This window comes from Mesorhizobium sp. M8A.F.Ca.ET.202.01.1.1, from assembly GCF_004791595.1.
GTDB lineage: Bacteria > Pseudomonadota > Alphaproteobacteria > Rhizobiales > Rhizobiaceae > Mesorhizobium.
The window spans coordinates 16,165-40,977 of sequence record NZ_SRUN01000012.1; the positions used below are offsets into that span (position 1 = coordinate 16,165).

Genomic DNA, 24,813 nt, shown 5'->3' on the forward strand with positions numbered 1-24,813 from the left:
GGAAACTTGTCAGGCGCCGCGCATCAGGCAGCCGACAGCGAGCACGATGTAGGCGACAAGCACGATCCACACCGATGCAAGAGGTATGAACGCAAGAACGCCAAGCGCGGCGAGAATGCCGATGATGGCGATGACCAGGGAAATGATGAAAACAATCTGGGTAGGCGCGCTGAGATTCATGTCTGGCTCCCGCAACATGATTCGAACAGCGATATTGTAACAGGCGCGTGATCACACACCAATCATGACACGCAGCGGGTTGGCCGGATCGGCCAGCAGCTTCACCGCCAGAGCCACGCAGACGACCACCAGCAGCGGCTTGATCAACCTGGCGCCGATGCGCATGGCAAGGCTGGCACCAAGCCGGGCGCCGAGGAACTGGGCAACGCCCATCATCAGGCCGATCTTCCAGGAGATGACGCCGACAGCGGCAAAGACGATGAAGCCGCCAATGTTGGAAGCGAAATTGAGCAGTTTGGTGTGCGCTGTCGCCTTGAGCACGCCGTAGCCGGCAAGGGCGACGAAGGCCAGCATGTAGAAGGAACCGGCGCCCGGCCCGAACACGCCGTCATAGAAGCCGATGGCCGGCACCAGGGTCACGCCGAACAGGAAGGGCGACAGGCGCTCGGCCCGGTCGACATCGTTCATGTTGGGCTTGAGGGCGAAGTATAGCGCGATGGCAATCAGCACCAGCGGCAAGGCCGCGCGCAACAGGTCCCCGGGCACGATCGTGGCCAGTAATGCGCCGATGGCGCCGCCGGCAAGTGCCAGCAGCGCCGATGGCAATTGCCGGCGCAGGTCGACATGACCTTTCGAGGCATAGTGGATGGTCGCCGACCCCGAGCCGAACATGCCTTGCAGCTTGTTGGTTCCAAGCGCCTCGACCGGTGAAAAACCGGCAAGCAGCAGTGCGGGGATGGTGATCAATCCGCCGCCGCCGGCAATCGAATCGACAAAGCCCGCGGCGAAAGCCGCGAAGGCGAGGATGGCGATGGACTGGGCGGTGAGGTCGATCATCTGATGTGTCGAGATGTCCGGTCGGCTGAGATAGCGCGCGTTCGACCACGACCACCCCGTTTGCGCAAGGCCGATTCCGCGCTAATTCTATCAAAGAGGAATCGGAAAGGGGGCCGTTCATGGCATTCGCGTTGCTGGACCAGATACGCTCGATCTTCGACGGCGACCCGGGCGTGCGCAAGGTCGCGGACGATCCCGTCCTGTCGGCGGAACTGCTGATGCTGTTCCGCATGATCCTGGCCGACGGCACGGTGAGCGAGAGCGAGATGGTTGCCTTCCGGCGCATCTGCAAGGGGGCTTTCGGCATTCCGGAAACCAGCATCGACAGCGTCATCGAATATCTCAACGAATTCGGCTACGAGACCAACGGCTCGCAAGCGATCGCGCTGTTCCGCGACCTCGACGTCGAACGCCGCAAGCAATTGGCGCAGCACATGGCGGAGATCGCCAAGGCGGATTCGCAACTGGCCGAGAGCGAGGTGCGGCTGCTGCGCCGCACGCTCGATTTGCTCGACATCAGCCCGGTCGACGTGGTGAAGCCGGAAGAGTAGGGGGCGGAGGTCCCGGCCGGGCCTGCTGCATCTCCCCAGCGTTCGCGGCCTTCCATCGTGCCACTGGCACGATGGATTTGCATCGAGAACCGGTCGCTCACCCCTGTTCCTGCATCCGCTTGGCGATTGCGCGGTGCAGATCCGGCGCCGCCGCTACCAGCGCCCTGGCGGCCTCGGATTGCGGATGGTCGAGCACGTCGTTCGTCTTGCCCCGCTCGACGATCTTGCCCTCATGCATGACCAGCACTTCGTCCGTGATGGCGCGGGCGACGGTCAAATCATGGGTGATGAAGAGATAGGCGATGCCGAGTTTCTGGTTGAGTCCGGCGAAAAGGTCCAGGATCTGCGCGCGGATCGAGACATCGAGTGCCGAGACTGGCTCGTCGGCGACCACCAGTTTTGGGCGGGTGATGATGGCGCGGGCGATCGACAGGCGCTGGCGTTGGCCGCCCGAAAATTCGTGCGGGTATTTATCCATGTCACGCTGGTCGAGGCCGACCTCGTGCAGCGCATGCGCCACCATCTCCCGGCTTTCGGCGCGCGTCGGTTTTTTCTCCAGGACATGCAGGGGCTCGGCGACCAGTTTTTCGACCTTCTGGCGCGGATCGAAGGAGCCGTAGGGGTCCTGGAAGACGACCTGCATATCGCGCCTGGCGGGCTTCAACTCGGCTTCGCTCTTGCCGGTGATGGCTTCGCCGCGAAAGCGGATCGCGCCCGAACTCGGCCGGTCCAGCGCCAGGATCATGCGGGCAAGGGTCGACTTGCCGCAGCCGGAGCGGCCGACCAGCGCCACCGACTGGCCCGGCGCCATCGACAGGGAGACGTCGTCGACCGCGCGGATGGCAGGCGCGCGCCTGAACAGCGAAGTCCGGCGGCCGGGATAGTCGCGGGTGATGCCTTCGACCTGCAGCAGGGGTTGGTCCGTCCCGACGAGATGAGGTTTGGCGCGCGCCGGAACATGCATCGAGGCCTGCGCCAGTTGGCGCGTATAGGGATGCAGCTGACCGGAGAGCGTGCGCGCCGTGTCGCCGGCCTCCATCACCTCGCCATGGCGTAGGATGGTGATCCGGTCGGCCATCTCGGTCACGACGGCGAGATCATGCGAGATCAGCAGCAGGCCCATGCGGTTTTCCGCGACGAGGTCGCGCAGGAGGTCGAGGATCTGCGCCTGCAGCACCACGTCGAGCGCCGTCGTCGGCTCGTCGGCGATCAAGAGCTTCGGCTTCAGCGCGCAGGCAATGGCGATGACGACGCGCTGGCGCTGGCCGCCGGACAATTCGTGCGGATAGCGCGACAGCGGGAACTTTGCCGAAGGCAGCCCGACGCGGTCGAGCATTTTTCGCGCCCGCTCCTCTGCGTCGGCTCGGCTTGCCCTGGTGTGCCAGCGTATGCCTTCGGCGACCTGTTCGCCGATCGTCTTGACAGGATTGAGCGCCGTCATCGGCTCCTGGAACACCATGCCGATGTCGTCGCCGCGCAGGGCGCACATCTGGTCCTCGGTTGCCGCGAGGATATCGATGCCGTCGAATGTGACGCGCCCGGTGGCGCGAGCGGCATGGGGCAGGAGCCGCATCACCGTCAGCGCGGTCATCGATTTGCCGGAGCCGGATTCGCCGACCAATCCCATGATCTCGCCGGGCGCGACGGAGAGCTCGATCTCCTTCAGGATCGGCGTGTCGCCGATGGTCAACGATAGGTTTTCGATCTCCAGCAGGCTCATCGCTGCCGCCGCGATTTCGGGTCGAGAATATCGGCGATGCCGTCGCCCAAAAGGTTCAGGCCGAGCACGGTGACGACGATCGCCATGCCGGGGAAGATCGCCATCCACGGTGCCACCACCATGCGCGTCTGGGCGTCGAACAGCATGCGGCCCCAGCTCGGCATTGGCGGCTGCGCGCCGAGGCCGAGATAGGAAAGCCCCGCTTCGGCCAGGATGCCCAGCGCGAACTGGATGGTGCCTTGCACCAGGAGCAGCGTGGCAATGTTGGGCAGCACATGTTCGATCGATATCTGCGTGCGGCTCTTGCCGGCGGCGCGCGCGGCGAGGATGAATTCGCGCGGCCAGACGGCAAGCGCGCCGGCGCGGGCGACGCGGGCAAAGACCGGGATGTTGAAGATGCCGATGGCGATGATGGCGTTGACGGCGCCGGGCCCGAAAATGGCGGTGATCATGATCGCCGAGAGCAGCGCCGGGAAGGCGAAGACGAGGTCGTTGACGCGCATCAGCGCCTCGTCGACGAGGCCGCCGCGCGCGGCGGCAAAGGTGCCGAGCGGCACGCCGACACCCATGCCGATGCCGACCGCGACCAGCGCCACGGCAATCGAGTTGCGGGCGCCGACCATGATCATCGACAGGATGTCGCGGCCGAAATGGTCGGTGCCGAACCAATGGGTCAGCGAGGGGCCTTGCGTCTTGTCGGCTATGACCAGCTTGGTCACATCGTAGGGTGTCCAGACGTAAGAGATCAAAGCCATCGCTAGGATCAGCACGGTGATGGCGAAGCCGGTGACGAAGGCGGTATTTCCAAACGCCTTGGCCAGGATGCTGCGGAACGTCTCCTCGGGGATGTCGATGCGCAGCGTCATTGCCGGCTTCTCAGGCGCGGGTCGACCACCGCATAGGAAAGGTCGACGACGAGGTTGACGGCAATGACGGCTGCGACCAGCAGCATGACGACGCTTTCGACGACGATCAGGTCGCGCTGGGTGATCGCCTGGAACACCAGCCGGCCGAGCCCGGGCAAGTAGAAGACATTCTCGATGATGATGGTGCCGGCGAGCAGGAAGGCGAATTGCAGGCCAAGGATGGTCAGCACCGGGATCATCGCGTTGCGCAGTGCGTGCCGCCACAGCACGGCCCGATAGGGCAGACCCTTGGCGCGGGCGGTGCGGATATAGTCCTCGTTCAGCACCTCGATCAGCGCCGAGCGGGTGACGCGCGCCAGGATAGCGGCCTGCGGTAGGGCAAGCGCCACCGCCGGCAACAGCAGCGATTTCAGCGCCGGCCAGGCGCCGGCAGACCAGCCCGGAAAACCACCGGCCGGGACCAGCCGCAGCCAGACGGCAAAGACATAGATCAGCATCAGCGCGAACCAGAAATTGGGCACGGCGACGCCAAGCTGCGCCACGCCCATTGAAATCGTGTCGCCGGCCCGTCCGCGCCGGCTGGCGGAATAAAGCCCGACCGGAACGGCGATGATGGTGGAGAGCGCAAGCGCGATCAGCGCCAGCGGCAACGAGACGGCGAGCCGCTCACGCACAAGATCGATGACCGGCACCGAATAGGTATAGGAGCGGCCGAAATCGAGGCTGAGCAGGCTGCCGGCCCAGTGCAAATAGCGCAGGACGAGCGGCGCGTTGAGGCCCATCTGGTTGCGCAGCAGTTCCACCTGGTCGGCGCTGGCGTTCATGCCCAGCATCAGCCGCGCAGGGTCGCCGGGGAGGATTTCCAGCACGGCGAAGACCACCATCGAGGCGAGCACCAGCGTGGCAAGGGCGATGGCGAGGCGCTTGAGGAGGTAGGCGGTCATGGGAGGCGAAGGAGCGGCGCTCGCACCACAGACCTCATTCGCTCCACTTCACCTTGGTGAGATCATTGGCCTGGATCGGCGCGTTTTCCCACAGGCCGTGCAATTTGGCGTCCCAGACACCGACCTTGGGCAATTCATAGAGGAAACCGACCACGGCGTCGTCGGCCAGGATCTTCTGTGCCTCGCCAAGCAGTTCCTTGCGCTTGGCCTCGTCGGAGGTGAGGTTGAGGTCGGCGATCACCTTGTCGAAGGTCGGATTGTCGTAGTTGAAGTAGTAGTCCTTGCGCGAATAGATATCGATGTCGTTGGGCTCGGTGTGCGAGACGATGGTCAGGTCGTAATCCTTCTTGGTGAACACCTGGTCCAGCCACTGCGCCCATTCGACAGGGATGATCTCGAGATTGATGCCGACGTCGCGAAGTTGCGAGGCGATGATCTCGCCGCCGAGCCTGGCATAGCTGGGCGGCGGCAGTTTCAGCGTCGCCTTGAAGCCGTTCTCCAACCCGGCCTCCTTCAACAGTTCCTTGGCCTTGTCGACATTGTGCGGATAGAGGCCGGTGAGGTCGACATAGTCCTTGTTGGCCGGCGACATGTGCGAGCCGATCGGCAGGCCAAGACCGGCCGAGGCGCCGTCGATGATCGCCTTGCGGTCGAGCGCGTAGGAGATCGCCTGCCTGACCTGCAGCTTGTCGAAAGGCGGCTTCTTGTTATTGATGGACAGGATGGTCTCGCCTTCGGTCGAGCCGATCACCACCTTGAAACGCGGATCGTCCTTGACCTGTGCGAGACTGTCGGGGTCGAAGAAGGGGAAGGCCTGGATGTCGCCGGACAGCAGGGCCGGCACATAGGCCGCGGCATCCGGCACGATGCGGAACTCGACCTTGTCGAGGAACACCGGAGCGCCCCAGTAGCCGTCCGCCTTTACCAGGGTGATCGACGATCCCTTGGCCCAGTTCTGGAATTTGAACGGGCCGGTGCCGATCGGCTTTTCCTTGTTGGTGTCGGCTGACTTTGGCGACACCATCACCGCGTCACCCCAGCCCATATTGTAGAGGAAGGATCCTTGCGGGTTCTTCAGCGTGACCTTGACCGTTGCCGGATCGATGACGTCAACCTTGTCGATGGCCGCGAACAGGCCCTTCTGCGCATTCACCGAATTGTCGGCGCGGGCCCGGTCGAGCGAGAATTTCACGTCGTCGGCGCTGAAATCGGCGCCGTCATGGAATTTGACTCCGGTGTGCAGCTTGAAGGTGTAGACCTTGCCGTCATCGGAAATGGTCCAGTTCTCGGCCAGATCCGGCAGCACCTCGCCATTGGGCCCAATCCGGGTCAGGCCCTCGAAGACATTGGCGTAGAGCACTTCCTTGATCGCCGCCGCGGCGCCCGCGGTCGGATCGAGGTGCGGAGGTTCGAGCGGAATGCCGATGACCAGGTCGGTCCGGGCCGCAAAGGCCTGGCTTCCAGCGGCTAGCGCAAGGACCGCCGCGGCCAGAATGGTTTTCCACAGTCTCATCGTGCAACTCCCCATGCGTTCAGGACACGTGCTCAAACCGGGCGATAGAAGCGTGATTTCGCGCGGGAGTAAATTGCGTTTCGTGCTGTCAGGCAGGATGGCCGAGAATGTTTTTGCCGTGCCAGCCGTGTAGGAAGGTCGAAGCTTGTCGCGATGGAGGGTTATCCCGTGGCGGTGCCACGCAGCAGCACGTTGAGTCCGATCGCCATCACCTTGGCCGATTCCACCATGTCCGATATGCCGACCCATTCGTCCGGCCGGTGGGCGAGGTCGAGAATGCCGGGTCCGTAGGCGATGCAGTCATAGATGTGGCCGATGCGGGCAATATGCTTCTGATCGTAGGTGCCGGGGGATATGACATAGTCGGGCTCGCGGTCGAAGATGGCATGAATGCCTTGCGCCACCGCCTTGACCACGGGCGCGTCGCGCTCGGTCATCAGCGGCAGCACTTCCATCAGGTCGCGTATCTCGTAGTCGAATTTTTTGCGCTCCCGCTTCAGCCGGTCGAGAATGCCGGTCACTTCGCTTTTGACCGTGGCGAGATCCTCCTCGAGCAGGAAGCGGCGGTCGATGGTCAAACGACAGGAATCGGGCACGTTGGGCGAGGGCAGGCCGGGCCGGAAATCCTCGGTCTGGCCGCCATGGATGGAGTTGATGTTCATGGTCGAGCGCCTGGCGCCCTCCGGTACTACCGGCATGCGCGTGATCTTGCGGTCGAGTGCGGGGAACAATTCGTCCTCGAATGCCCTGAGGACGGCGCCCATATGGCGCACCGCATTGTCGCCGAGAAACGGCATCGAGCCGTGCGCGATCTCGCCCTTGGTCTCGATCTCCGCCCACCAGACGCCGCGATGGCCAAGGCAGATGCGGTCCTTGTTCAAGGGCTCGGGGATGATGACGTGGTCGACCCTGGGCTTCGAGAAATAGCCGAGCCCGGCGAGATGGGCGACGCCACCAAAGCCGCCGGACTCCTCGTCGACCGTGCCCGAGATCTAGATGGCACCGGGAAAGTCGGGGAAGACTTCCATGAAAGCCTCGACGGCGATGATGGAGGCAGCCAGGCCGCCCTTCATGTCGCAGGCGCCTCGGCCATAGACCTTGCCGTCCTTGATGACGCCGGCAAAGGGATCCACCGTCCAGCCTTCGCCGGCCTCGACCACGTCGATATGCGAATTGAAGTGGACGCAGGCGCCCGGTGACCGGCCATCGAAACGAGCAACGACATTGACGCGCGGATAGCGATCGGTGTCGCCGGGCGTGCCTTCGGCGCGGATGAACTCGGTTTCGAAGCCGCGTTTCCTTAGCCGCGCACCAATATAGTCGGCGCATGGCCTGTAGGCTTCGCCGGGTGGATTGATGGTCGGAAAGCGGATCAGGTCGGCGGTCAGCGCCACCAACTCGTCGCGCTTGCTGTCGATTGCCTTGAGGAGTCTCTCGTTCATGCCACGAGTTGAGCAGCGAACCCCACGGTTTTGCAAGCCCGTCGACCAAATCGGTGCAACGTGTCCTGGCGGCAACTATCGCGGGAAATCGTTCAAATTCGCTGCATTGGATTGGCGAATTGGTCAAGGAGTGTGTGCTATCTGTTCACTGCCATTAAAAAGGTGAAAAATAACGTGATGGCGGGCAGGCAAGGGGCAATCAAAGGGGTTTGATCGCATGAAAATGTCGTTCCTTAAGGCAACGGTGCTGGCCGTCGCGCTGTTTGGCGCATCGGTCGCGAGCGAGGCGGCCACGTTGGTGGCGAATATCGACGTGTCGTCGCAGACAATGACGGTCCGCTATGGTGATTCGGTCTATCGGTGGGCCGTGTCGACCGCCCGTCCGGGCTATTTCACGCCACGCGGCACCTACCGGCCGCAGCGCACGGCGCGGATGTGGTATTCGCGCAAGTACGAAATGTCGCCGATGCCTTATTCCGTGTTCTTCCATGGTGGTTATGCCATCCATGGAACAGGCGCCGTCAGGCAACTCGGCCGCCCAGCTTCGCATGGCTGCGTAAGGCTGCATACGGCCAATGCCGCGGCCTTCTATTCGATGGTGCGCGAAGTCGGATTCGGCAATACGCGCATTGTCGTCACGAACTAGGCGGTTGGCGATTCGCTGATATTGGCTTTGTCTGTCGGCGGAGGAACACACGTTCCCGCCGGCGGCTCGCTCAGCCGTTTGCGACGGGAGCCACCTTGGTGCGCTTTTTTCGCCGCCAGTTGCTGATCTCCCACCTTTTGTGGAACCACATCCACTGGCCGGGGTCCTCGCGGACCCAGCGCTCGACGACGTCGTTCAGCATCTGGGTGGTGGCGTGGACGTCGACGCTGCCGTCGGCGGTGCGCGGCAAGACCAGCTTGTCCTCGATCTCGAGCCGGAAGCGGTTGCCCGGCAACCTGACGCAGCGCGCCGGGTAGACATCGCAGTCATAGTGACGGGCAAGGGTGCCGAGCACGCGGTTGCTCTGGCAGGGACGGCCGAAGAAGGTCGTGTCCAGGCCGTTGGAGAATTTCTGGTCGACGAGAACGCCGATATTGCCGCCATTCTCCAACACCCCGGCCAGCGCGAACGAGGCTCCGGCCATCGACGGCAGCAAGCCGCCCATGGTCGAGCGCCTTGTCGAAAGGATGTAGTCGGCGAGGTAGGGGTTGTTGGGCGGGCGAAACAGCGCCGTGATGTTCATGCCGAAGGTCGCGGCCGCCACCGGCAGCAGCTCGAAATTGCCGAGATGGCCGGTGAAGACGATGTGCGGCTGCTTCTCGGCCGCGATCTCGACGAAATGCTCCGTTCCCTTGACCTCGACGCGGCCGGGCTTGCCGGCGGCGGGATCATAGTCGAACAGGGCGTCGAGGAAGATGTATTCGGCGGCAAGGCGGGCCATGTTGCCCCACATGTCGGAGGCGATGGCCTGGATTTCGCCATCACTCTTTTCCGGATAGGCCTTGCGCAGATTGTCGAGGGCGACCTGGTGGCGTCCGACCCTCGGACCGATGAGGCGAGCGACGCGGTCGGCAAAATTCAGCGCGCTGTCCACCGGCAGCAGGCGCAGCAGCGACATGATGATCATCGCGGCCCGCGCGACAAGCCAGTAATTCACCTGGCGCAGTTGCCTGCCATAGCGAAATTTCAGATCCCGGCGAAGCTTCTTGAGCACGGAAATCGAGGCTCTAGGCGACGCGCAGGATGATCTTGCCGAAGACGTCGCGGCCTTCCATGCGCTTCAGCGCGGCATCGATATCGTCGAAGCCGACCTCGGTGTCGATGACCGGCGCGACCTGTCCCGCCGCCATCTTCTGCATGGCGTTGGCCATGTTCTCCATGCGGCAACCGAAGGATCCGAGCAGTTTCAACTGCTGCTGGAAAAGCTGCATCAGGTTGATCTGCGTCGACACGCCCGAGGTCGAGCCGCAGGTCACCAGGCGGCCGCCGCGTTTCAGGCACAGCATCGAGCCGGCAAAGGTGTCGGCGCCGACATGTTCGAACACGACATCGACGCCTTTCTTCCTGGTCAGCTTGCGCACGACGCCCTCGAAGCGGTCGTCGCGGTAGTTGATGACATGGTCGGCGCCGAGCGCCTTGGCCCTGTCGATCTTGTCATTCGAACCGACCGTGGTGATGATCGTGCAGCCCATCCGCTTGGCCAACTGGATCGCCGCCGAGCCGATGCCGGATCCGCCGGCATGGACAAGGATCGTCTCGCCGGGCTGCAGCCTGGCGTTGTCGAACAGCATGTGCTCGACCGTACCAAAGGTGACGGGCGCTACCGCCGCGCCAATGTCGGTCACGCCGGGCGGGGCGGGGACCAGCAGGCGCGCCGGCAGGTTGATCTTCTCCTGCGCGAAGCCGTCGAGATGGAAGCCGTGAACGCCCGAAACATGCTCGCAAAGATTGTCGCGGCCTTCGCGGCAGGCCCGGCACAGGCCGCAGGTGCGTGCGCCGTAGATCGATACCAATTGCCCGGGCAGCAGGCTGGAAACGCCGGGGCCGACCGCCTCGACCTCGCCGGAAGCCTCGGCACCGACGACCAGGGGCAGCTTGCGCTTGGCGAAGGCCATGCCGCGCCAGCCCCAGACGTCGATGTGGTTCAGCGCCACTGCCCTGATGCGCAGCGTCACTTCGCCGAGCGCGGGTGGCGGTGGGGGCGGCAGGTCCACCGTTTCAAGGCGGCGGTCCTCGATAAGTTGCAGTGCGCGCATGGAGCCTGTCGGTTCTGTTAAGCGGAAAGGGCTCGCTTAGACCGGTTCCCGCGCCATGACAAGGCAAGTGTTCTGGCCGCCGAAGCCGAAGGAGTTCGACAGAACGGTGCGAACCTGCGCGTCGCGCTTCTTGTTTGGCACGACGTCGAGCGCGATCGCGGGGTCGGGATTGTCATAGTTGATGGTCGGCGGAATGACGCTTTCGCGCATCGTCATCAGCGAAAACGCCGCTTCGACAGCGCCGGCCGCGGACAGTGTGTGGCCGATCATCGACTTGTTCGACGAGACCGGCATCGAGCCAATCCGCTCTCCGAACACGGTCGACAGCGCCAGATGCTCCATCTTGTCGTTCTCGGGGGTCGACGTGCCGTGAGCGTTGACATAGTCGATCTCGTCTTCACTCAGGCCCGCATCGGCGAGGGCGGCGCGAACCGCGGCAATGGCCGGCGAAGCGTCCGGCTTCGAGCGGGTGCGGTGAAAGTCGTCGGCCTTCTCGCCGCAACCGCCCAGGACTCCGAGAATAGTCGCGCCGCGAGCCAATGCCGCTTCAAGCGATTCCAACACCAGCGCCCCGGATCCCTCGGCCAACACGAAGCCGTCGCGATCCCTGGAGAAGGGCTTCGATGCCTTTTCGGGAATGTCGTTGTGCGTGGAGAGCGCCGAGAGCAATGAGAAACGGATCAAAGCCTCGGCGGTGGCAGAACCGTCAGCGCCGATCGATAGCGCACGGTCGCATTCGCCGCGCCGGATCGCCTCGACACCGAGCTGGATCGCGGTCGCTCCCGAAGCGCAAGCCGTCGACAGGGTGATCGGCAGACCGCGTGTGCCAAGGCGGTCGGCAAGGCGGTCGGCGATCGAGCCGAACTGGGTGGTCTCGAAAATATCCAGCTCTTTCAAGCTACGCGCCACCCGAAGCAGTCTTTCGGCGGCGGTGTCGTCCTTGTCCTTGTCGGAATTGTAGAGCGAGAAGCGCTCGGCCCAGTCGAGTTCGACCGGCGGCGATGCGAGGAAGAGCGGTCCGCCGAAATCGCTGGAATTAAGACCGGCTTCAGTCACCGCTTCGAGGCCGGCAAGCTCGGCTAGCTCATAGGTGAGCGGGCTGGCACCTTTCGAACTCGACGGCAGGAAATCGACCATGCCGGAGATGCGGGTGTTCAGTTGATCGATGGGAAAGCGGGTGATCGGGTGAATACCCGACTTGCCTGATGTCAACGCCGCCCAATTGTCTGATTTGCCGACACCAAGCGAGGTGACCACGCCGATGCCGGTGACGGCGACAATTGGCCTGCCCATGTGATCGTTCAGATTGGCCATCTGGAGCCCTCGAGCGTTTATCGTTGCAGCATGGATCGCGCAGCGCCGCGTTACGCGGCGTTGACCAGCGCCATGCCCTCGAATTGGTGATAGCCGATCGCCGTTGCAAGGACGGTCGCGGGAACGCCTTCGAACGGCTTCTCGGCTGTGGCATCGAAAACAGGGTAGGCGGCCTTGCGGTCGACGGCGAGTGCCGCCAGCGCCACGGCGAACGGAAACTGCGCTTCCTTCATATGCCCGGTCAGCGTCGAGAAGCCGCGCGTGGCAATCGCAGGATTGGCATCGAGCGCCGTTTTCTCGGCGGTGGTTGCGGCATGCGCGCCCGAGGCACCCGACAGGGCAAGCAGCTTGCCGTCCGGCAGCGCAGCCTGGCTGAGTAGTGCTGCGATCTCGGCGCCGAGCTCACCGCGTGAGCGCCTGGCGCGGCCGGAAACCACCGGTCCGAGCTCCGCATAGATCTTGCGCCCGCGGCTCACGGCGTGTTCGCGCTGCTCCAGCACCAGGAAGGCACCGCCGGATCCAGTGACGATGCCGCCGCCCTCGGCACCCTGTCTTTGCCACACAGGTTTCCAGGGGCCGCGATGCAAATAGCCGGCAAGCTCGTAACCTAGCAGCATGTCGGAATGTTCGGTCTGGAAGGCGCCGCCGACCAGGATGTGCGTCGACTGGCCGGAGCGGATTCGCGCGGCGGCCGTTTCGACGGCGGCGACGCCGGCGCCTTCCTCGCCCATGAAGGTGCGCGACGAGCCGGTCACCTTGTGGACAATGGAGATGTTGCCGGCGAGCAGGTTGGAGAGCTGGGCCAGAAACAAGGTCGGCCGCAACTCGGTGGTCAGCTTCTCGTTGAGAAGCACGTCGCGGTCGTTGCGGCTTTCCGAAGCGGCGAGGATGGCGGCATCGACCGCCTCGTCGCGCTCGCCGCCGCCGGCAGCCACAACCATGTCCATGGTCGTGCAGAGCTCGTCATTGCCCTTGATGCCGGCATCGTCCAACGCCAGGCCTGCGGCATAGGTGCCGAGCCGCTGCCATGTTTCCATCTGCCGCTGATCGCCGCGCTTGGCGATCTGCAGGTTCCAGTCGATCTCCGGCAGCGGATGGACGGTATAGGGCGCGAACCGCGCGGCTTCGAGCACCGGCTGCAAGCCCGGCTGCGCGAGCTTCTGCCAGTGTGCGTCAGGGCCTTCTCCCAAGGAGGAGACAATGCCGATACCAGTGATGACGACGTCGTGGGGGCTGCTCATGAGCGGCTTTGTGGGTCAGGCGGCGCGGCCCGTCAAGGCCACGCGCCGGCCGATGTCAGGCAGTCTTGGCGGCAACCAGCGCGTCGATCTTGGCGCACAGGTTCTTCATGACGAAGTAGTCATCGGTCGAGGCCTTGCCGTCATTGACTTCCTGGGTCCACTTTTCCAGCGGCACCTTGATGCCGAATTCCTTGTCGATGGCGAAGACGATATCGAGGAAGTCGAGGCTGTCGATGCCGAGATCGTCGATCGTGTGGCTCTCGGGCGTGATGGTGTCGATATCGATCTCGCTGGTGTCGGCAATGATCTTGGCGACTTTGTCGAACGTGGTGGAGTTCGTGGTGGACAAGGGCTTTTCCTTCTTTGCGGGCGGAATCTGTCCGCAGCTTGTTTGGGCGCTGTCTAATCGGTTTTTCCCGGCAGGAAAAGGCCTGATAAGCCGCGCGCAGATGGGGAGGGCGCGTTGAAAAGGCAAGAAGGGCCGCCGGTCAACCCGGCGGCCCTTCCCATTGACGTAAGGTCAATGCTTGGTTCGATGCATGTCGTCATCCCAAAACCGGAACCACTTGGGGACATGCATCAGCTCTCGCGAAGCTTGACCAGGTCGTTCAACAGCCCGCCCGTCCCGTTGTGGACGGTCAGCCGCTCGACCTTGCCGGCGATGGCTTCCAGGGCCTCGAGCTCCTTCAGCCGCAGCATCACCGGGTTCTCTGCCATCACCTTGGCCGTGTTGAGCAGGGAACGCGTGGCGTTCGTCTCCTCACGGCGGCGGATGACGTTGGCCTCGGCCTGCTTTTCGGCCGAAACCACCTGGTTGAGGATTTCGCGCATCTCGCCCGGCAGGATGACATCCTTGAGCGCGATATCGCTGACCTCGACCCCGATCTCGGCCATGTCGGCCCGGACCTTGGCCGCGGCTTCCTCATCGACCGTCACCTTCTTTTCAAGGATCTGGTCAAGCGTCAGTGCGCCCAGCGTCTTGCGGAAGGCGTACTGCAGGGCTCGGTAGAGGGCCTCGGAGAAGTCCTTCACCGCGCTCACCGCCTTGACCGGATCGACGACCCGGTATTCGGCCGCGATGTTGACGCGGATCGTGACGCGATCCCTGGTCAGCACTTCCTGCCCGGCGACGTCGAGCGACTGGCGCTTGAGGTCGACGACCTTGATCTGCACCATCCGTCCGACGTTCCAGAAGCCGTGCACGCCGGCGGCAAGCGTCCGAATGAGGACACCGTCGACGAACAGCAGCCCGGCCTGACCATCCAGAACCGGATGGACGGACATCAATTCCGCCTTCCGAGCCTGGCCGAGCCGGCGCATGAGCGCCGAATCGATGGCAAGATCGGCCGAGGTGTCGACCATCGTCACCTTCCACGGTCCGGCATCGGTCCACAGCACCAGCTTGCGGTCCGGCGCCAGCACGCTGTGCAAATTGCCGTCGCGCTCGATGACGGCGACCTCCGTGCGCCCGGTGCGGACGACGGTGAAATGACGCGCGGCCACGTCCGGGAGCTTGTCGAACAACGCCTTCTCGTACGCCGAAACGAATTCCGGGTTCCTCAGATCGTGCCGCGAGACTTCAAGGCTGCCGCGCCGGTTGGCGAGCCAGTGCTCACCCGGCAGCAGGACAGCCTTGATCTCTCCCTTGTAGAGAGTGAGGGCACGCTCATTTTCCTTTACGAGGACGCGCTCGCGCCCAAGAACCTGATCGAGAATAGTCATTGTCTTACTCCTGTCGGGCATGGCCCCATGCGAGGCGTCACGTCATGCGTCGATCTTCCCTTCGTTTCTCGTTTCACTTCCAATTCCGGCACGAATGATCCGGGGACCGGTGGCATCAATCCGTGGCGGGCCCTCGGGAGCGGATCGCGAGGCAGCGGAGCGGGCGCCGGAGGCCTTGGCCTCCTTTGCCGGCGACGCTGCGCCTTGACCATCACCGCGAGCCTGGCCGCAAGCCGATGGCATCGGACCTTCGAGCCGGCCGTCGCCCGAGGGTTTCGGCCGTCCGTCAGGTCTTCAGCATTCCAGTCCCCGGACCGTTTTGGATAACACCGCCCAAAGGTGTTGGCTTATCAGCCAATGGAGAAGGATTTGAACCTTCGACAGTCAGATTATAAGTCTGATGCTCTACCAAACTGAGCTATCCGTGGTGCAGACAGCAGGACTCGAACCTGCGACCTCCGGACCCAAATCCGGTGCTCTACCTCTGAGCTACATCCGCGATCCCAACCCCCGAAGCGGCGCCGTATACAGGTCGACAAAGCCGCCTGCACGGGCGGAGACGAAAGCTCCAACCGCTGTGCTCACTTCGGTTCTCGTGACCGGGAGCGCGCCTATAGCCCCTGCGACGGGTTGTCGCAAGCCACATTGTGGCGGCAAATTTGCGGCTTCTTTCAGCGGTGACATTTCGGCAACACTGGTCGCCGCGCCCCGCGATCGGGCGCAGCGACCTCAGAAGGTGACGCGGCCGAGCACGCGAAGGCCGTCGCCCTGCGGTTCGACCACCACGGCTTCGCCTTCGCGCGGCGAGATGCCGGTCAGCGCCACGATGTCTTCCAGATGGGTGACCATGATCAGATTGTCGGAGCCGGAATAAGCGCGGATTTCCTTCATGATGGCAGCGATCTGCGCTGCTTTCTGTGCATCGTCGCCCTTCAGGAGGTCGAGCGGTGCGAACAGTTCCGGCTCGGCCTCGAAGGCGGTGCGCGCCGTGTCGAGGCAGCGACAGTAGCGGCTGGACAGAATGCGCTCGATGGGAGCCGCGCGGGCGGCAAACAGGGCGCCGATCTTGCTTGCCTGCTGCTTGCCGCGCGCCGACAGATTGACCTGGGTGGCGCAATTGCCGATGTCGAAATTGGCCGGGTCGGTGGTGCCGGTGACCATGGCGTGGCGCAGCAGCACGACATGGCCGCCATCGCGCAGCAGCGCCCAGCCGGCGTCGGTCGCGTGCGCGGCGGCGGGGACGACAAGCAGGAACAACGCCAAGGCTAACCGGATCATCGCCACCCTTCCATGAGTCCGTATCGGGCTCCAACCATTCGCATATAGGGATTGGAAACCGGGCACAAAGACAAGCCGGGCGCCGGTCGCGTCTCAAGCCTCACTTTTTGGCGAGCTGCTGCTTCACCAAATCGATCTTCTGGTCGGTCAGCGGGATCGGGATTGTGTAGCCGGCTTCGGTAAAGCCCTGTTTGGCGTTCTCGAAGAACGCGATCGCCTTGAGATATTCCGGCTTGCCGCCGCCATAGCTGGCGCGGTTCCAATGGATGTCGCCAAGATTGTTCTGTTCGAAGGCCCACTGCATGGGCTGACTTTCCTTGGTGAACACTTTCAGCGTCGCCGTGAAAGCCGCCTCGGCCTCGTCGAGATATTTGCCGGTCCGTTCGATGTTGCCGAGGTTGAGCAGGCTCATGCCGATGCCGTTCTGCGCGTTCGCCCAGTCGACCGGCGCGGTCTCGATGGTCAGCACTTCGAGCGCCGCACGGCGCGCGGCGATCGAATCCCGCAAGGTTGCGGGGCCGGCATTGCTCATGCTCAACCAGTGCAGCGTCGAGCCGAGGCCGGCCTGGGTCAGCGCCCATTGCCGTGGGTTGGTCTCGCGCTTGTATTCGCGCAAGGCGTTGCGGTAGGCGTCGACCGCCTCGCCATAGTGTTCGGGCTTGTCCGTCACGCCGCCGAGAAGCTGCAGCGTGTTGCCGAGATTGTAGTAGCTCATCGCCCAATCAAGCGGGAATTTCCGCCTGACATAGACCTGGCGGGCCGCCTGGAATGCCGCAACCGACTGCTCCAGCCTGGCTGCGTCGCGGGTGCGTTGGCCAATCGTCTGGTAGATCGAGCCGAGATTGTTCTGCGCCGACGCCCAGTCCATCGGGAAGCGCTGTCGGGTAAACACCGTCAGCGCATCGTCATAGGCTGCCGCCGCCTCTTCGAGCGTGCCGGTGCCCATGTCGAAACGGGCGACACCACTCAGCGCATTGCCGAGGTTGAGCCGGCTGGTGGCCCAGGAGACCGGGAATGTGTCGCGGGTTCGCACTTCGAGCGCGGCGCGAAAGGCGTCGGCGGCCTCGTTGATCCTGGCCTTGTCGTTGAGCTGGATGCCGAGGGTCACAAGCGTGTTGCCGAGATTGTTCTGGACCATCGCCCATTCGACCGGCGTTTTCTGGCGCGTATATTCCTCGAGCGCCAGCCGATAGGCCGCTTCCGCCTGGGCCAGATGCTCGCCGCCGGGTTCGCGTTCCGAGAGCGCATAGAGCGCGAGGCCAAGATTGTTCTGCGAGGACGCCCAGTCGAGCGGAACCTTGTCGCGCGGGCGCTTGTCCAGCGTGGCGCGCATCGCCGCCACCGCCTCGTTCAAGCGTTTCGGGTCGCTTTCGCGTTCGCCGATCTTCAGCAGCACATTGCCGAGATTGTTCTGGGCGGCGGCCCAGTTGAGATCGTCCTTCACATGTTCGAACACGGCAAGCGAATCGCGAAAGATCTGCGCGGCCTCTTCGAGATGCGCGGTCTCGGTCTCGCGCTCGCCGATGTTCTGCAGCACCACCGCCATGTTGTTGCGGGTGATGGCCCAGTCGCGATTCTGTTCGCCATTGGGAATGAAGTTCAAGATGGCGCGATAAGCTTCGATCGCGTGCCGCAGCGCATCCAGGTCGCCGGTGGCGTAGCCATAGGAATTAAGTGCTTCCGCCTCCTGGTTCTTGTAGTTCCAGCGCAGCTTGTCGTCCCATTTCTCGGCCAGCGAGAACGCCTTGGCATAGTCGTTGGCGGCCGACTTGTAGTCGAAGACCAGCGCCGAGGCGTCGGCCCGTTTGGCATAGATCGCGGCATCGGCGACGCGCTTCTGCTTGATCAATTCCTCCGCCTGGTCGACCGCGTCGTTGGTCGCTTCGACCCGCCCCACGGCATCATCGAGGAATTTTCGCGCCGTGGCGATCGCGCCTTGGCCGATGGCCTTGTCGGCGGAAGCGACCAGGCGTTTGATCTCCGGATCGTCGGTGCGCAACGCCGCGCGCTCGGACATCATCTTCCTCAGACGCTCGGCCTGGGCATCGAGCACTTTCCGCAGGTCAGCCGGATCTTCAGGGATTTTCTCCGTGCCGAGCGCCCTCAGCACGCCGTAAAGCGCGTCGAGCGGGACGCCTTCCTGCAGCGATGCCAGCTCCACCTGTGCCCGCTTGGGGTCGGGCAGGTCGGAAATGGTCAGCAGCAACTGCCGCCGCTCGCCGGTGATCAGCCCGTCGTCGCCGGTCGGCTCCGGCGGTGCGACACCGAAATAGAGCAGCCGGCGCAGGCTTTCGTTGACCCAGGGGCGCTGCTTCGCCTTGGTGTCGAGATAGACCTCTTCCGTTACCATGCGCATGACCGAGCCGAACTCGGTGCCTTTCATCGCCGCGAGGTGGCGCAGCAGGGCCGCCGCATAGGGGCTGTTTTCGCCAGCGGCGCCATCGAGCGCCGGACGGCCGGGTTCCGCGGCGAAGCCGATCACCGTGCCGAGGCTCGCGTCGGCCGCCGGCGCGTTGCCGAGGGCCTTTGCGCCGCGCACCGGCTCCAGTCCCCCGGCGCCGATAGGCTCGGCGGAGGCGGTCGGTGCGCGCCGCACCACGGCGTCCGATGGAAACGGATTGGTGCGGCAGGCGTCGAGCAGCATGATCGTCACCGGCACGGTCTTCTTCAGTTCGGCCATGACGGCGGAAATCGGCACCAGTGCCTGATCGGCATCCTTGAGCGACGAGACGTCTGCGTCGACAGGAACCAGATAATTCTCGCCACCGGCCTCGATGCCGTGACCGGAGTAATAGATGAGGGCGACGTCGGCGCCCTCGGCGTCCTCGACGAAGCGTTCGAGGTCGCGCTTCAGCTTGCTCGCATCGCGATCGGTGACGTTGCGGGCGTCGAAGCCGAGGTCGGTCAGCATCTTGGCCATGTCGCGGGCGTCGTTGGCTGGATTGGGGAGGGCGGCGATGTGCTCGTATTGCGACTGGCCGATGATCAGCGCCACGCCCTTGAGGTCTTTTGCCTCGGCAGCCTGAAGCATCGACGCGGCAACGGAGACAAGCATGGCGACAAATAACGTCACCCGCGCACGCCGGAAAAGACGCAGTTTCGAGGTGTCGACAAATGTCATTTGTCGTTCCGCCCTGATGATCCAAACCCTCTATAACCCTGCCAGCCAACGATGATCAAATTCGGGCGCGATTGCGCCGCGGCCGTGGCTCGCCTATCCCTGAAAAATGTCTCCACTCACCGAAACCGTCCTGTTCGTCTTCAGTCTTGTCGCGCTCGGCTATCTCGCTGGGTTCACAGGCTATTTGAGACCGGCGAGCGGCGAGGGGATATCCGACTTCGCGGTCTCGGTGGCCATGCCGCTGCTCCTGTTCCAGACCATGGTCAACGCTGATTTCCATGGCGTCGCGCCATGGCCGCTATGGGGCGCCTATTTCACCGCCGCGGCGATCACCTGGGCGGCGGGCCATCTCGTCACCACGCGGATATTCGGACGCGACGCGCGCGCCGGGGTCGTCGGCGGCGTATCGTCCGCCTACTCCAATGTCGTGCTGCTCGGCGCTCCCTTCATCCTAGGCATATTCGGTCCGAGCGGCTTCGAAGTTCTGTCGCTGCTGGTCTCGGTGCATCTGCCGATCATGATGATGGCCTCGATCGTGCTGTTCGAGATGTTCGGCCGAGGCAGCGGCGAACATGTGCATCCGCTACGGGTCCTGCGCAGCTTCCTGAGACGGCTGTTCATCAATCCGCTGATCATCGGCATTCTGCTGGGGCTGGCATGGCGCATCAGCGGCGTGCCGCTGCCGGCCCTCGTCATGCGACTGGTCGATGCGCTGGCCAACACGGCCGGGCCGGTGGCGCTGTTTGCCATGGGGCTCAGCCTGCGCCGCTTCGGCATATCAGGCAATGTCCGGCCAGCGCTGGTACTTTCGGTGCTGAAGCTGTTCCTGATGCCGGCGCTGGTTCTTGCCTTCGTCTGGCTGCTCGGCCTGCCGCCGTTGACGGCCAAGGTGGCGGTCGTGGTGGCGGCGCTGCCGTCGGGCATCAATTCCTATCTCATCGCCGTCCAGTTCAACACCGGCCAGGCGCTAGCATCGAACCAGATGACCATCGCCACTGCTTGCGCGGTCATCACTACTGCTTTCTGGCTGACGGTTGTCCTGCATGTTTTCGGGTGAGGTTGGCGACAGCTGCGCCAACCCGCTCTCGTCTTGCGCTGGTCCAACCCCTATATGCCATCTTGCGATTGCTTGCGGGGCTTTCCCTAGGTTAAGAGCAATGGCTCCAGCGTGCGGCCCTGCCTGCGCTTTACCGAAGACATCCAGATAGCGGCCCGTGAGCGCCGAACGGAGGCTAGACCATGCTTCAGAAAACCAGCCATTTCATGCGCCAGGCCAATCTCATCAACGGCGAATGGGTCCAGGCCGACAGCGGCCAGACGGTCGACGTGAACAATCCAGCTACCGGCCTCAAGATCGGCACCGTGCCGAAGTCGGGCAAGGCCGAGACACGCCGTGCCATCGAGGCTGCCGACGCCGCCTTCAAGTCATGGCGCAAGACCACCGCGCTCGAGCGCTCCAAGCTGCTGCGCAAGCTGCATGACGCGATGATGGACAATCAGGACGTGCTGGCCGAACTGCTCACCATTGAGCAGGGCAAGTCGCTGTTCGAATCCAAGGGCGAGATCGGTTCGGCCGCCGCCTATATCCTGTGGTTCGCCGAAGAAGGCCGGCGCACCTATGGCGACGTCGTACCCTCGCCATGGGCGGACCGCCGCATCCTGGTGACCAAGGAACCGGTCGGTGTCATTGCCGCCATCACGCCGTGGAATTTCCCGTCCTCGATGCTGGCCCGCAAACTTGGTCCCGCACTTGCCGCCGGCTGCACCGCCGTCGTCAAGCCGGCCTCGCAGACGCCGTATTCCGGCCTTGCCTGGGGTGCGCTGGCCGAGGAAGTCGGCTTCCCCAAGGGCGTCGTCAACATCCTGACCGGTTCGGCGAGCGAGATCGGCGACGAGATCTGCGCCAATCCGCTGGTGTCGAAAATCACCTTCACCGGCTCGACGGAGGTCGGCAAGCTTCTCATCCAGAAGTCGTCGGTCACGGTCAAGAAGGTGTCGATGGAACTCGGCGGCAACGCGCCGTTCATCGTCTTCGACGACGCCGATATCGAGCGTGCCGTTGCCGGCGCGATCACCGCCAAATATCGCAATTCAGGCCAGACCTGCGTCTGCACCAACCGCTTCCTCGTCCAGGCTGGTGTGTACGACAAGTTCGTCGAAAAGCTCGCCGCGGCCAGCAACGGACTGAAGGTCGGTTCCGGCCTCGAAGAGGGCGTCCAGCAGGGGCCGCTGATCGACGAGAAGGCGGTCGAGAAGGTCGAGGAACTGATCGCCGATGCCACCTCAAAGGGCGGCAAGGTCGTCGCCGGCGGTCATCGCCATGCACTGGGCGGTTCGTTCTTCCAGCCGACGGTCATCGCCAATGCGACGCCGAAAATGCGCTTCATGAAGGAAGAGATCTTTGGCCCGGTCGCACCGGTGTTCAAGTTCGAAACCGAGGAAGAAGCCATCGCGCTCGCCAACGACACCGAATTCGGCCTTGCCTGCTATTTCTACACCGGCGATCTCGGCCGCGCCTTCCGGGTCATGGAAGGCCTGAAATACGGCATGGTCGGCGTCAATGAAGGGCTGATCACCACACCTGAAGCACCGTTTGGCGGCGTCAAGGAATCGGGCCTCGGCAAAGAAGGCGGACATCAGGGCATCGAGGATTACCTCGATACCAAATATGTGTGCATCGGCGGCCTCGGGCTCTGATAGGCTAGTGCGTGGGGCAGGCTGGTAAACCTGCCCCGGGCTGAACAACCAGCCGAAGTCCTTTGGATCCACTGGCATTTGCGGGCATGACGATGAAGGACGGCGAGGTTTTCGGCACGACACAGGCAGGCGAACCGATCCGCCGCTTTACGATCAGGGGCGGCGGCCTCACCGCCAACATCATCGGGCTTGGCGCCATCGTCCAGGACCTGCGCCTGACCGGGCACGACGCGCCGCTGGTCCTCGGCTACAACAATCTGGAGGCCTATGAGACCGACACTGGCTTCTTCGGGGCCGTGGTCGGGCGCTACGCCAACCGCATCGGCGAAGGCCGCTTCACAATTGGCGGCAACCGCTACCAGACCGAGCGCAACTTCCTCGACAAGCATACGCTGCATGGCGGCTCGCAAGGCTACTCCCACCGACCATGGACAGTTTCGCTGCACGGCAGGGATTTCGTCACTCTGACGCTGCATGATCCCGACGGTGCGATGGGCTTTCCCGGCGCGCTCGACGTTACTTGCACCTACCGGCTGAAAATTCCCGGCACGCTGAGCGTCGAACTGACGGCGACCTGCGAGGAGCCGACGCCGTGCAATCTCACCCAGCATTCCTATTTCAACCTCGATGATGGCGGCACGGGCGACATTCTCGACCACAGGATGATGCTGAACGCCGGTGCCTATCTGCCTGTCGACGGCGACATGATCCCGACCGGCGTGGTGAAGCCGGTCGACGGCACGCCTTTCGATTTTCGCCAGGCGCGGCCATTGCGCATGGAGACCGAGGGCGAACAACTGCCCTACGACCAGAATTTCTGCCTGGCCGCGGCGCGCGGGCCGCTCAAGCAGGCCGCGTGGGTGCAAGGGGCGAATTCCGGCGTCGAGATGGAAGTCTGGACAACGGAGCCCGGTGTCCAGCTCTACACCGGGCAATATGTGACGCCACGCACCGGCCTGGAAGGGCGGAATTACAAGGCCTTCAGCGGCTTCTGCCTGGAGCCGCAAATATGGCCTGACGCGCCGAACCGGCCCTATTTCCCGCAGGCGACGCTATGGCCTGGCGCGATCTATCACCACGTGACCGAATACCGGTTCCGGCAAGGTTAGCTTTTTCAGGGCTTGCCGAACGCCGCCCTCAGCGTCTCGAACGGTGCCAGCGCGCCGCGCACCTGCACGACGGCAGCGGCAACGCGATGGGCTCTGCGGGCGGCCTCCTGCGGGTTGTGGCCGGCAAGACGGGCGGCGAGATAGCCGCCATTGAAGGAATCGCCGGCGCCGGTGGTGTCGGCGGGGGCCGCGACATGGATTGCAGGCACGTCCTGCAATGATCCGTTTTCGGCAATCAGTGCCGGCTGCTCGCCATTCTTGACGACAACTTCGCCAACCCATTGCCTGAGCCGCTCGGCGGTCGCCCGCGGGGTGTCATCGCCGAACAGCATCTGCTCGTCAGGGAAGGTCGGCAGCGCGATGTCGGTGACGGCAAGCGCTTCGACGATCGCTGCCTGCGCTTCGTCGCGGCCGCGCCACAGTCGTGGCCGGTAGTTGGGATCGAAGGCGATCGTCGAGCCCGCCGCGCGCGCCTTGCCCACGGCCGCCAGCAGCGTCTTGCGCGAGGCATCGTCGAGAATTGCCAAAGTGATTCCGGAAAAGTACACAAGCGATTGATTTTGCATGCTTTTCGATAGTGCCGCCGGATCCGAAGCTAGCTGCCGCGCGGCGGCGTCGCCACGCCAGTAGGTGAAGGAGCGCTCGGCACCGGTCAGCGTGATCGCATAGAGGCCGGGGCGCGCGCCCGGTATGACCGGACTGGAGCCGATGCCGATGCCGTTTTCAGCGAAGAAAGCGATCTGGCCTTGGGAGAAGGGGTCGTCGCCGAAGGCAGAGACATAGGTTGCCGGCAGGTCAGCGCTCAGCGCATGCAACGCCCACAGCGTGTTGAACGTGTCGCCGGCAAAACCCATGCGCCAGTTCGGGCCGGTCTGGCCCGACAGTTCCAGCATGCATTCGCCAATCGAGGCGACGCCGTTTCCCACCATCTGCGATCCTCCAGTGATTTGCGTGCTGTAGCTTTTTGCCGGACGCAGCGCCATGCTTGGCAAGCAGGCTTTTTTCCGCCACAGCGTTTTCCCACAGGCTGGCGGGATGCGATCCGTCCGGCAGAACGTTATCCGCAGAAGAGGAACCGGTTTGGCATCGTTATGGCGTTATCTCCTGGCAGGTCTTGGTCTGGCTGCTTTGCTGGTCGGCGTTCTCGCGGTCGTCTATCTGACCGCGCCGCATTCGGCACAGCCTGTCGGTCCGGATGTCTCGAGGACGAAGAAAACCGACAACGGATTGTACGTAGCGAGTTTCGTGCCGGAACGCGGCGTGGTGCGGCAGGGCGAGCTGGAATCCTGGGTGCTGACGCTGAAGACAAAGACAGGGGCTTCGGTGGAGCGAGCCGCGATCGCCATCTCCGGCGGCATGCCGCAGCACAATCACGGTCTGCCGACCAGTCCGCAGGCGACCGACTATCTCGGCGAGGGACGCTACCGCATCGAGGGGCTCAAATTCACCATGAGCGGCTGGTGGCAGCTGCGTTTCGCCATATCATCCGGCGCGGGCTCCGACACTGTGCTGTTCAACGTGGTGCTGTGAGCGGTC

The 24,813-nt window shown here is 63.7% G+C and carries 21 protein-coding genes, 2 tRNA genes and 1 pseudogene; 6 read left to right on the plus strand and 18 right to left on the minus strand.

From position 1 onward, the window contains the following. Positions 1–9: 9 nt before the first annotated feature. Both EN845_RS23965 and EN845_RS23970 read right to left on the minus strand, forming a co-directional pair. On the minus strand, positions 10–180 hold the full coding sequence (locus EN845_RS23965) for a hypothetical protein (RefSeq protein WP_127872711.1): 171 nt from the start codon (positions 178–180) through the stop codon (positions 10–12). A 51-nt stretch (positions 181–231) separates the two neighbouring features. Next, positions 232–1,017, minus strand: a complete 786-nt coding sequence (locus tag EN845_RS23970; protein WP_127278304.1) for a TSUP family transporter — start codon at positions 1,015–1,017, stop codon at positions 232–234. Between the two features lie 119 nt (positions 1,018–1,136). On the opposite strand from EN845_RS23970, the gene EN845_RS23975 reads away from it, so the two are divergent. After that, positions 1,137–1,568 carry a TerB family tellurite resistance protein gene (locus EN845_RS23975; RefSeq protein ID WP_127278305.1) on the plus strand — a complete coding sequence of 144 codons (432 nt, stop codon included), beginning with the start codon at positions 1,137–1,139 and terminating at the stop codon, positions 1,566–1,568. A gap of 97 nt (positions 1,569–1,665) precedes the next feature. Here EN845_RS23975 and EN845_RS23980 read toward each other — a convergent pair whose 3' ends face one another. From EN845_RS23980 to EN845_RS24000, 5 genes and pseudogenes are all read right to left on the minus strand, one after another. After that, complete coding sequence (locus tag EN845_RS23980) at positions 1,666–3,288, minus strand: dipeptide ABC transporter ATP-binding protein (protein WP_127872710.1); 1,623 nt, start codon at positions 3,286–3,288, stop codon at positions 1,666–1,668. Then, complete coding sequence (locus EN845_RS23985; RefSeq protein ID WP_127872709.1) at positions 3,285–4,154, minus strand: ABC transporter permease; 870 nt, start codon at positions 4,152–4,154, stop codon at positions 3,285–3,287. The genes EN845_RS23980 and EN845_RS23985 overlap by 4 nt, the downstream gene beginning before the upstream one ends. After that, positions 4,151–5,098, minus strand: coding sequence for an ABC transporter permease (locus tag EN845_RS23990; RefSeq protein WP_127872708.1), 948 nt, complete (start codon positions 5,096–5,098; stop codon positions 4,151–4,153). Before EN845_RS23990 ends, EN845_RS23985 begins: the two co-directional genes overlap by 4 nt. Before the next feature lie 34 nt (positions 5,099–5,132). After that, positions 5,133–6,611 carry an ABC transporter substrate-binding protein gene (locus EN845_RS23995; protein ID WP_127872707.1) on the minus strand — a complete coding sequence of 493 codons (1,479 nt, stop codon included), beginning with the start codon at positions 6,609–6,611 and terminating at the stop codon, positions 5,133–5,135. 161 nt (positions 6,612–6,772) lie between these two features. After that, positions 6,773–8,053 (minus strand): annotated as a pseudogene (locus EN845_RS24000) (acetylornithine deacetylase/succinyl-diaminopimelate desuccinylase family protein). Between the two features lie 217 nt (positions 8,054–8,270). Between EN845_RS24000 and EN845_RS24005 the strand changes: the two are divergent. Then, entirely contained in the window at positions 8,271–8,699 is a 429-nt protein-coding gene (locus EN845_RS24005; RefSeq protein ID WP_127278311.1) for a L,D-transpeptidase, read from the plus strand. Between the two features lie 70 nt (positions 8,700–8,769). On the opposite strand, the gene EN845_RS24010 is transcribed toward EN845_RS24005, so the two are convergent. The 10 genes from EN845_RS24010 to EN845_RS24055 form a co-directional block, all read right to left on the minus strand. After that, complete coding sequence (locus tag EN845_RS24010; RefSeq protein ID WP_167531449.1) at positions 8,770–9,753, minus strand: lipid A biosynthesis lauroyl acyltransferase; 984 nt, start codon at positions 9,751–9,753, stop codon at positions 8,770–8,772. Between the two features lie 13 nt (positions 9,754–9,766). Next, entirely contained in the window at positions 9,767–10,795 is a 1,029-nt protein-coding gene (locus tag EN845_RS24015) for a zinc-binding dehydrogenase (protein ID WP_127279730.1), read from the minus strand. 36 nt (positions 10,796–10,831) lie between these two features. Next, positions 10,832–12,109 carry a beta-ketoacyl-ACP synthase gene (locus EN845_RS24020; protein ID WP_127279729.1) on the minus strand — a complete coding sequence of 426 codons (1,278 nt, stop codon included), beginning with the start codon at positions 12,107–12,109 and terminating at the stop codon, positions 10,832–10,834. 50 nt (positions 12,110–12,159) lie between these two features. Next, positions 12,160–13,350: a beta-ketoacyl-ACP synthase gene (locus EN845_RS24025; protein ID WP_127872705.1), complete on the minus strand. Its 1,191-nt coding sequence runs from the start codon at positions 13,348–13,350 to the stop codon at positions 12,160–12,162. A 55-nt stretch (positions 13,351–13,405) separates the two neighbouring features. Continuing rightward, on the minus strand, positions 13,406–13,699 hold the full coding sequence (locus EN845_RS24030) for an acyl carrier protein (RefSeq protein ID WP_027029416.1): 294 nt from the start codon (positions 13,697–13,699) through the stop codon (positions 13,406–13,408). A 230-nt stretch (positions 13,700–13,929) separates the two neighbouring features. Then, on the minus strand, positions 13,930–15,072 hold the full coding sequence (locus EN845_RS24035; RefSeq protein WP_167531450.1) for a slipin family protein: 1,143 nt from the start codon (positions 15,070–15,072) through the stop codon (positions 13,930–13,932). A 358-nt stretch (positions 15,073–15,430) separates the two neighbouring features. Then, a tRNA-Ile gene (locus EN845_RS24040) sits at positions 15,431–15,496 on the minus strand. A 1-nt stretch (position 15,497) separates the two neighbouring features. Next, positions 15,498–15,571: transfer RNA gene (locus tag EN845_RS24045), tRNA-OTHER, on the minus strand. Positions 15,572–15,801: 230 nt separating this feature from the next. Beyond that, positions 15,802–16,350, minus strand: coding sequence for a histidine phosphatase family protein (locus EN845_RS24050; protein ID WP_127872704.1), 549 nt, complete (start codon positions 16,348–16,350; stop codon positions 15,802–15,804). A 100-nt stretch (positions 16,351–16,450) separates the two neighbouring features. After that, positions 16,451–19,471 (minus strand): caspase domain-containing protein, encoded by a 3,021-nt coding sequence (locus tag EN845_RS24055; RefSeq protein WP_127872703.1) that lies wholly within the window; start codon positions 19,469–19,471, stop codon positions 16,451–16,453. A gap of 106 nt (positions 19,472–19,577) precedes the next feature. Between EN845_RS24055 and EN845_RS24060 the strand changes: the two genes are divergently transcribed. The 3 genes from EN845_RS24060 to EN845_RS24070 all read left to right on the plus strand — a co-directional run bounded on the left by EN845_RS24060 (position 19,578) and on the right by EN845_RS24070 (position 23,277). Beyond that, positions 19,578–20,528, plus strand: coding sequence for an AEC family transporter (locus EN845_RS24060; RefSeq protein ID WP_127280495.1), 951 nt, complete (start codon positions 19,578–19,580; stop codon positions 20,526–20,528). A 182-nt stretch (positions 20,529–20,710) separates the two neighbouring features. Then, positions 20,711–22,168: an NAD-dependent succinate-semialdehyde dehydrogenase gene (locus EN845_RS24065; protein WP_127280496.1), complete on the plus strand. Its 1,458-nt coding sequence runs from the start codon at positions 20,711–20,713 to the stop codon at positions 22,166–22,168. Positions 22,169–22,254: 86 nt separating this feature from the next. Then, a complete protein-coding gene (locus EN845_RS24070; RefSeq protein WP_127872702.1) occupies positions 22,255–23,277 on the plus strand; it encodes an aldose epimerase family protein in 1,023 nt (340 codons plus the stop codon). Positions 23,278–23,282: 5 nt separating this feature from the next. Here EN845_RS24070 and EN845_RS24075 read toward each other — a convergent pair whose 3' ends face one another. Beyond that, positions 23,283–24,206, minus strand: a complete 924-nt coding sequence (locus EN845_RS24075) for a sugar kinase (protein WP_127872701.1) — start codon at positions 24,204–24,206, stop codon at positions 23,283–23,285. A gap of 151 nt (positions 24,207–24,357) precedes the next feature. On the opposite strand from EN845_RS24075, the gene EN845_RS24080 reads away from it, so the two are divergent. Continuing rightward, positions 24,358–24,807 carry a FixH family protein gene (locus EN845_RS24080; RefSeq protein WP_127280325.1) on the plus strand — a complete coding sequence of 150 codons (450 nt, stop codon included), beginning with the start codon at positions 24,358–24,360 and terminating at the stop codon, positions 24,805–24,807. Positions 24,808–24,813: the final 6 nt, after the last annotated feature.

Bases quoted from the DNA above. Each gene is read 5' to 3' on its own strand.
- EN845_RS23965 (WP_127872711.1), bottom strand. From the start codon at position 180: ATGAATCTCAGCGCGCCTACCCAGATTGTTTTCATCATTTCCCTGGTC.
- EN845_RS23970 (WP_127278304.1), bottom strand. From the start codon at position 1,017: ATGATCGACCTCACCGCCCAGTCCATCGCCATCCTCGCCTTCGCGGCT.
- EN845_RS23975 (WP_127278305.1), top strand. From the start codon at position 1,137: ATGGCATTCGCGTTGCTGGACCAGATACGCTCGATCTTCGACGGCGAC.
- EN845_RS23980 (WP_127872710.1), bottom strand. From the start codon at position 3,288: ATGAGCCTGCTGGAGATCGAAAACCTATCGTTGACCATCGGCGACACG.
- EN845_RS23985 (WP_127872709.1), bottom strand. From the start codon at position 4,154: ATGACGCTGCGCATCGACATCCCCGAGGAGACGTTCCGCAGCATCCTG.
- EN845_RS23990 (WP_127872708.1), bottom strand. From the start codon at position 5,098: ATGACCGCCTACCTCCTCAAGCGCCTCGCCATCGCCCTTGCCACGCTG.
- EN845_RS23995 (WP_127872707.1), bottom strand. From the start codon at position 6,611: ATGAGACTGTGGAAAACCATTCTGGCCGCGGCGGTCCTTGCGCTAGCC.
- EN845_RS24005 (WP_127278311.1), top strand. From the start codon at position 8,271: ATGAAAATGTCGTTCCTTAAGGCAACGGTGCTGGCCGTCGCGCTGTTT.
- EN845_RS24015 (WP_127279730.1), bottom strand. From the start codon at position 10,795: ATGCGCGCACTGCAACTTATCGAGGACCGCCGCCTTGAAACGGTGGAC.
- EN845_RS24020 (WP_127279729.1), bottom strand. From the start codon at position 12,109: ATGGCCAATCTGAACGATCACATGGGCAGGCCAATTGTCGCCGTCACC.
- EN845_RS24025 (WP_127872705.1), bottom strand. From the start codon at position 13,350: ATGAGCAGCCCCCACGACGTCGTCATCACTGGTATCGGCATTGTCTCC.
- EN845_RS24035 (WP_167531450.1), bottom strand. From the start codon at position 15,072: ATGACTATTCTCGATCAGGTTCTTGGGCGCGAGCGCGTCCTCGTAAAG.
- EN845_RS24050 (WP_127872704.1), bottom strand. From the start codon at position 16,350: ATGATCCGGTTAGCCTTGGCGTTGTTCCTGCTTGTCGTCCCCGCCGCC.
- EN845_RS24055 (WP_127872703.1), bottom strand. From the start codon at position 19,471: ATGACATTTGTCGACACCTCGAAACTGCGTCTTTTCCGGCGTGCGCGG.
- EN845_RS24060 (WP_127280495.1), top strand. From the start codon at position 19,578: ATGTCTCCACTCACCGAAACCGTCCTGTTCGTCTTCAGTCTTGTCGCG.
- EN845_RS24065 (WP_127280496.1), top strand. From the start codon at position 20,711: ATGCTTCAGAAAACCAGCCATTTCATGCGCCAGGCCAATCTCATCAAC.
- EN845_RS24070 (WP_127872702.1), top strand. From the start codon at position 22,255: ATGACGATGAAGGACGGCGAGGTTTTCGGCACGACACAGGCAGGCGAA.
- EN845_RS24075 (WP_127872701.1), bottom strand. From the start codon at position 24,206: ATGGTGGGAAACGGCGTCGCCTCGATTGGCGAATGCATGCTGGAACTG.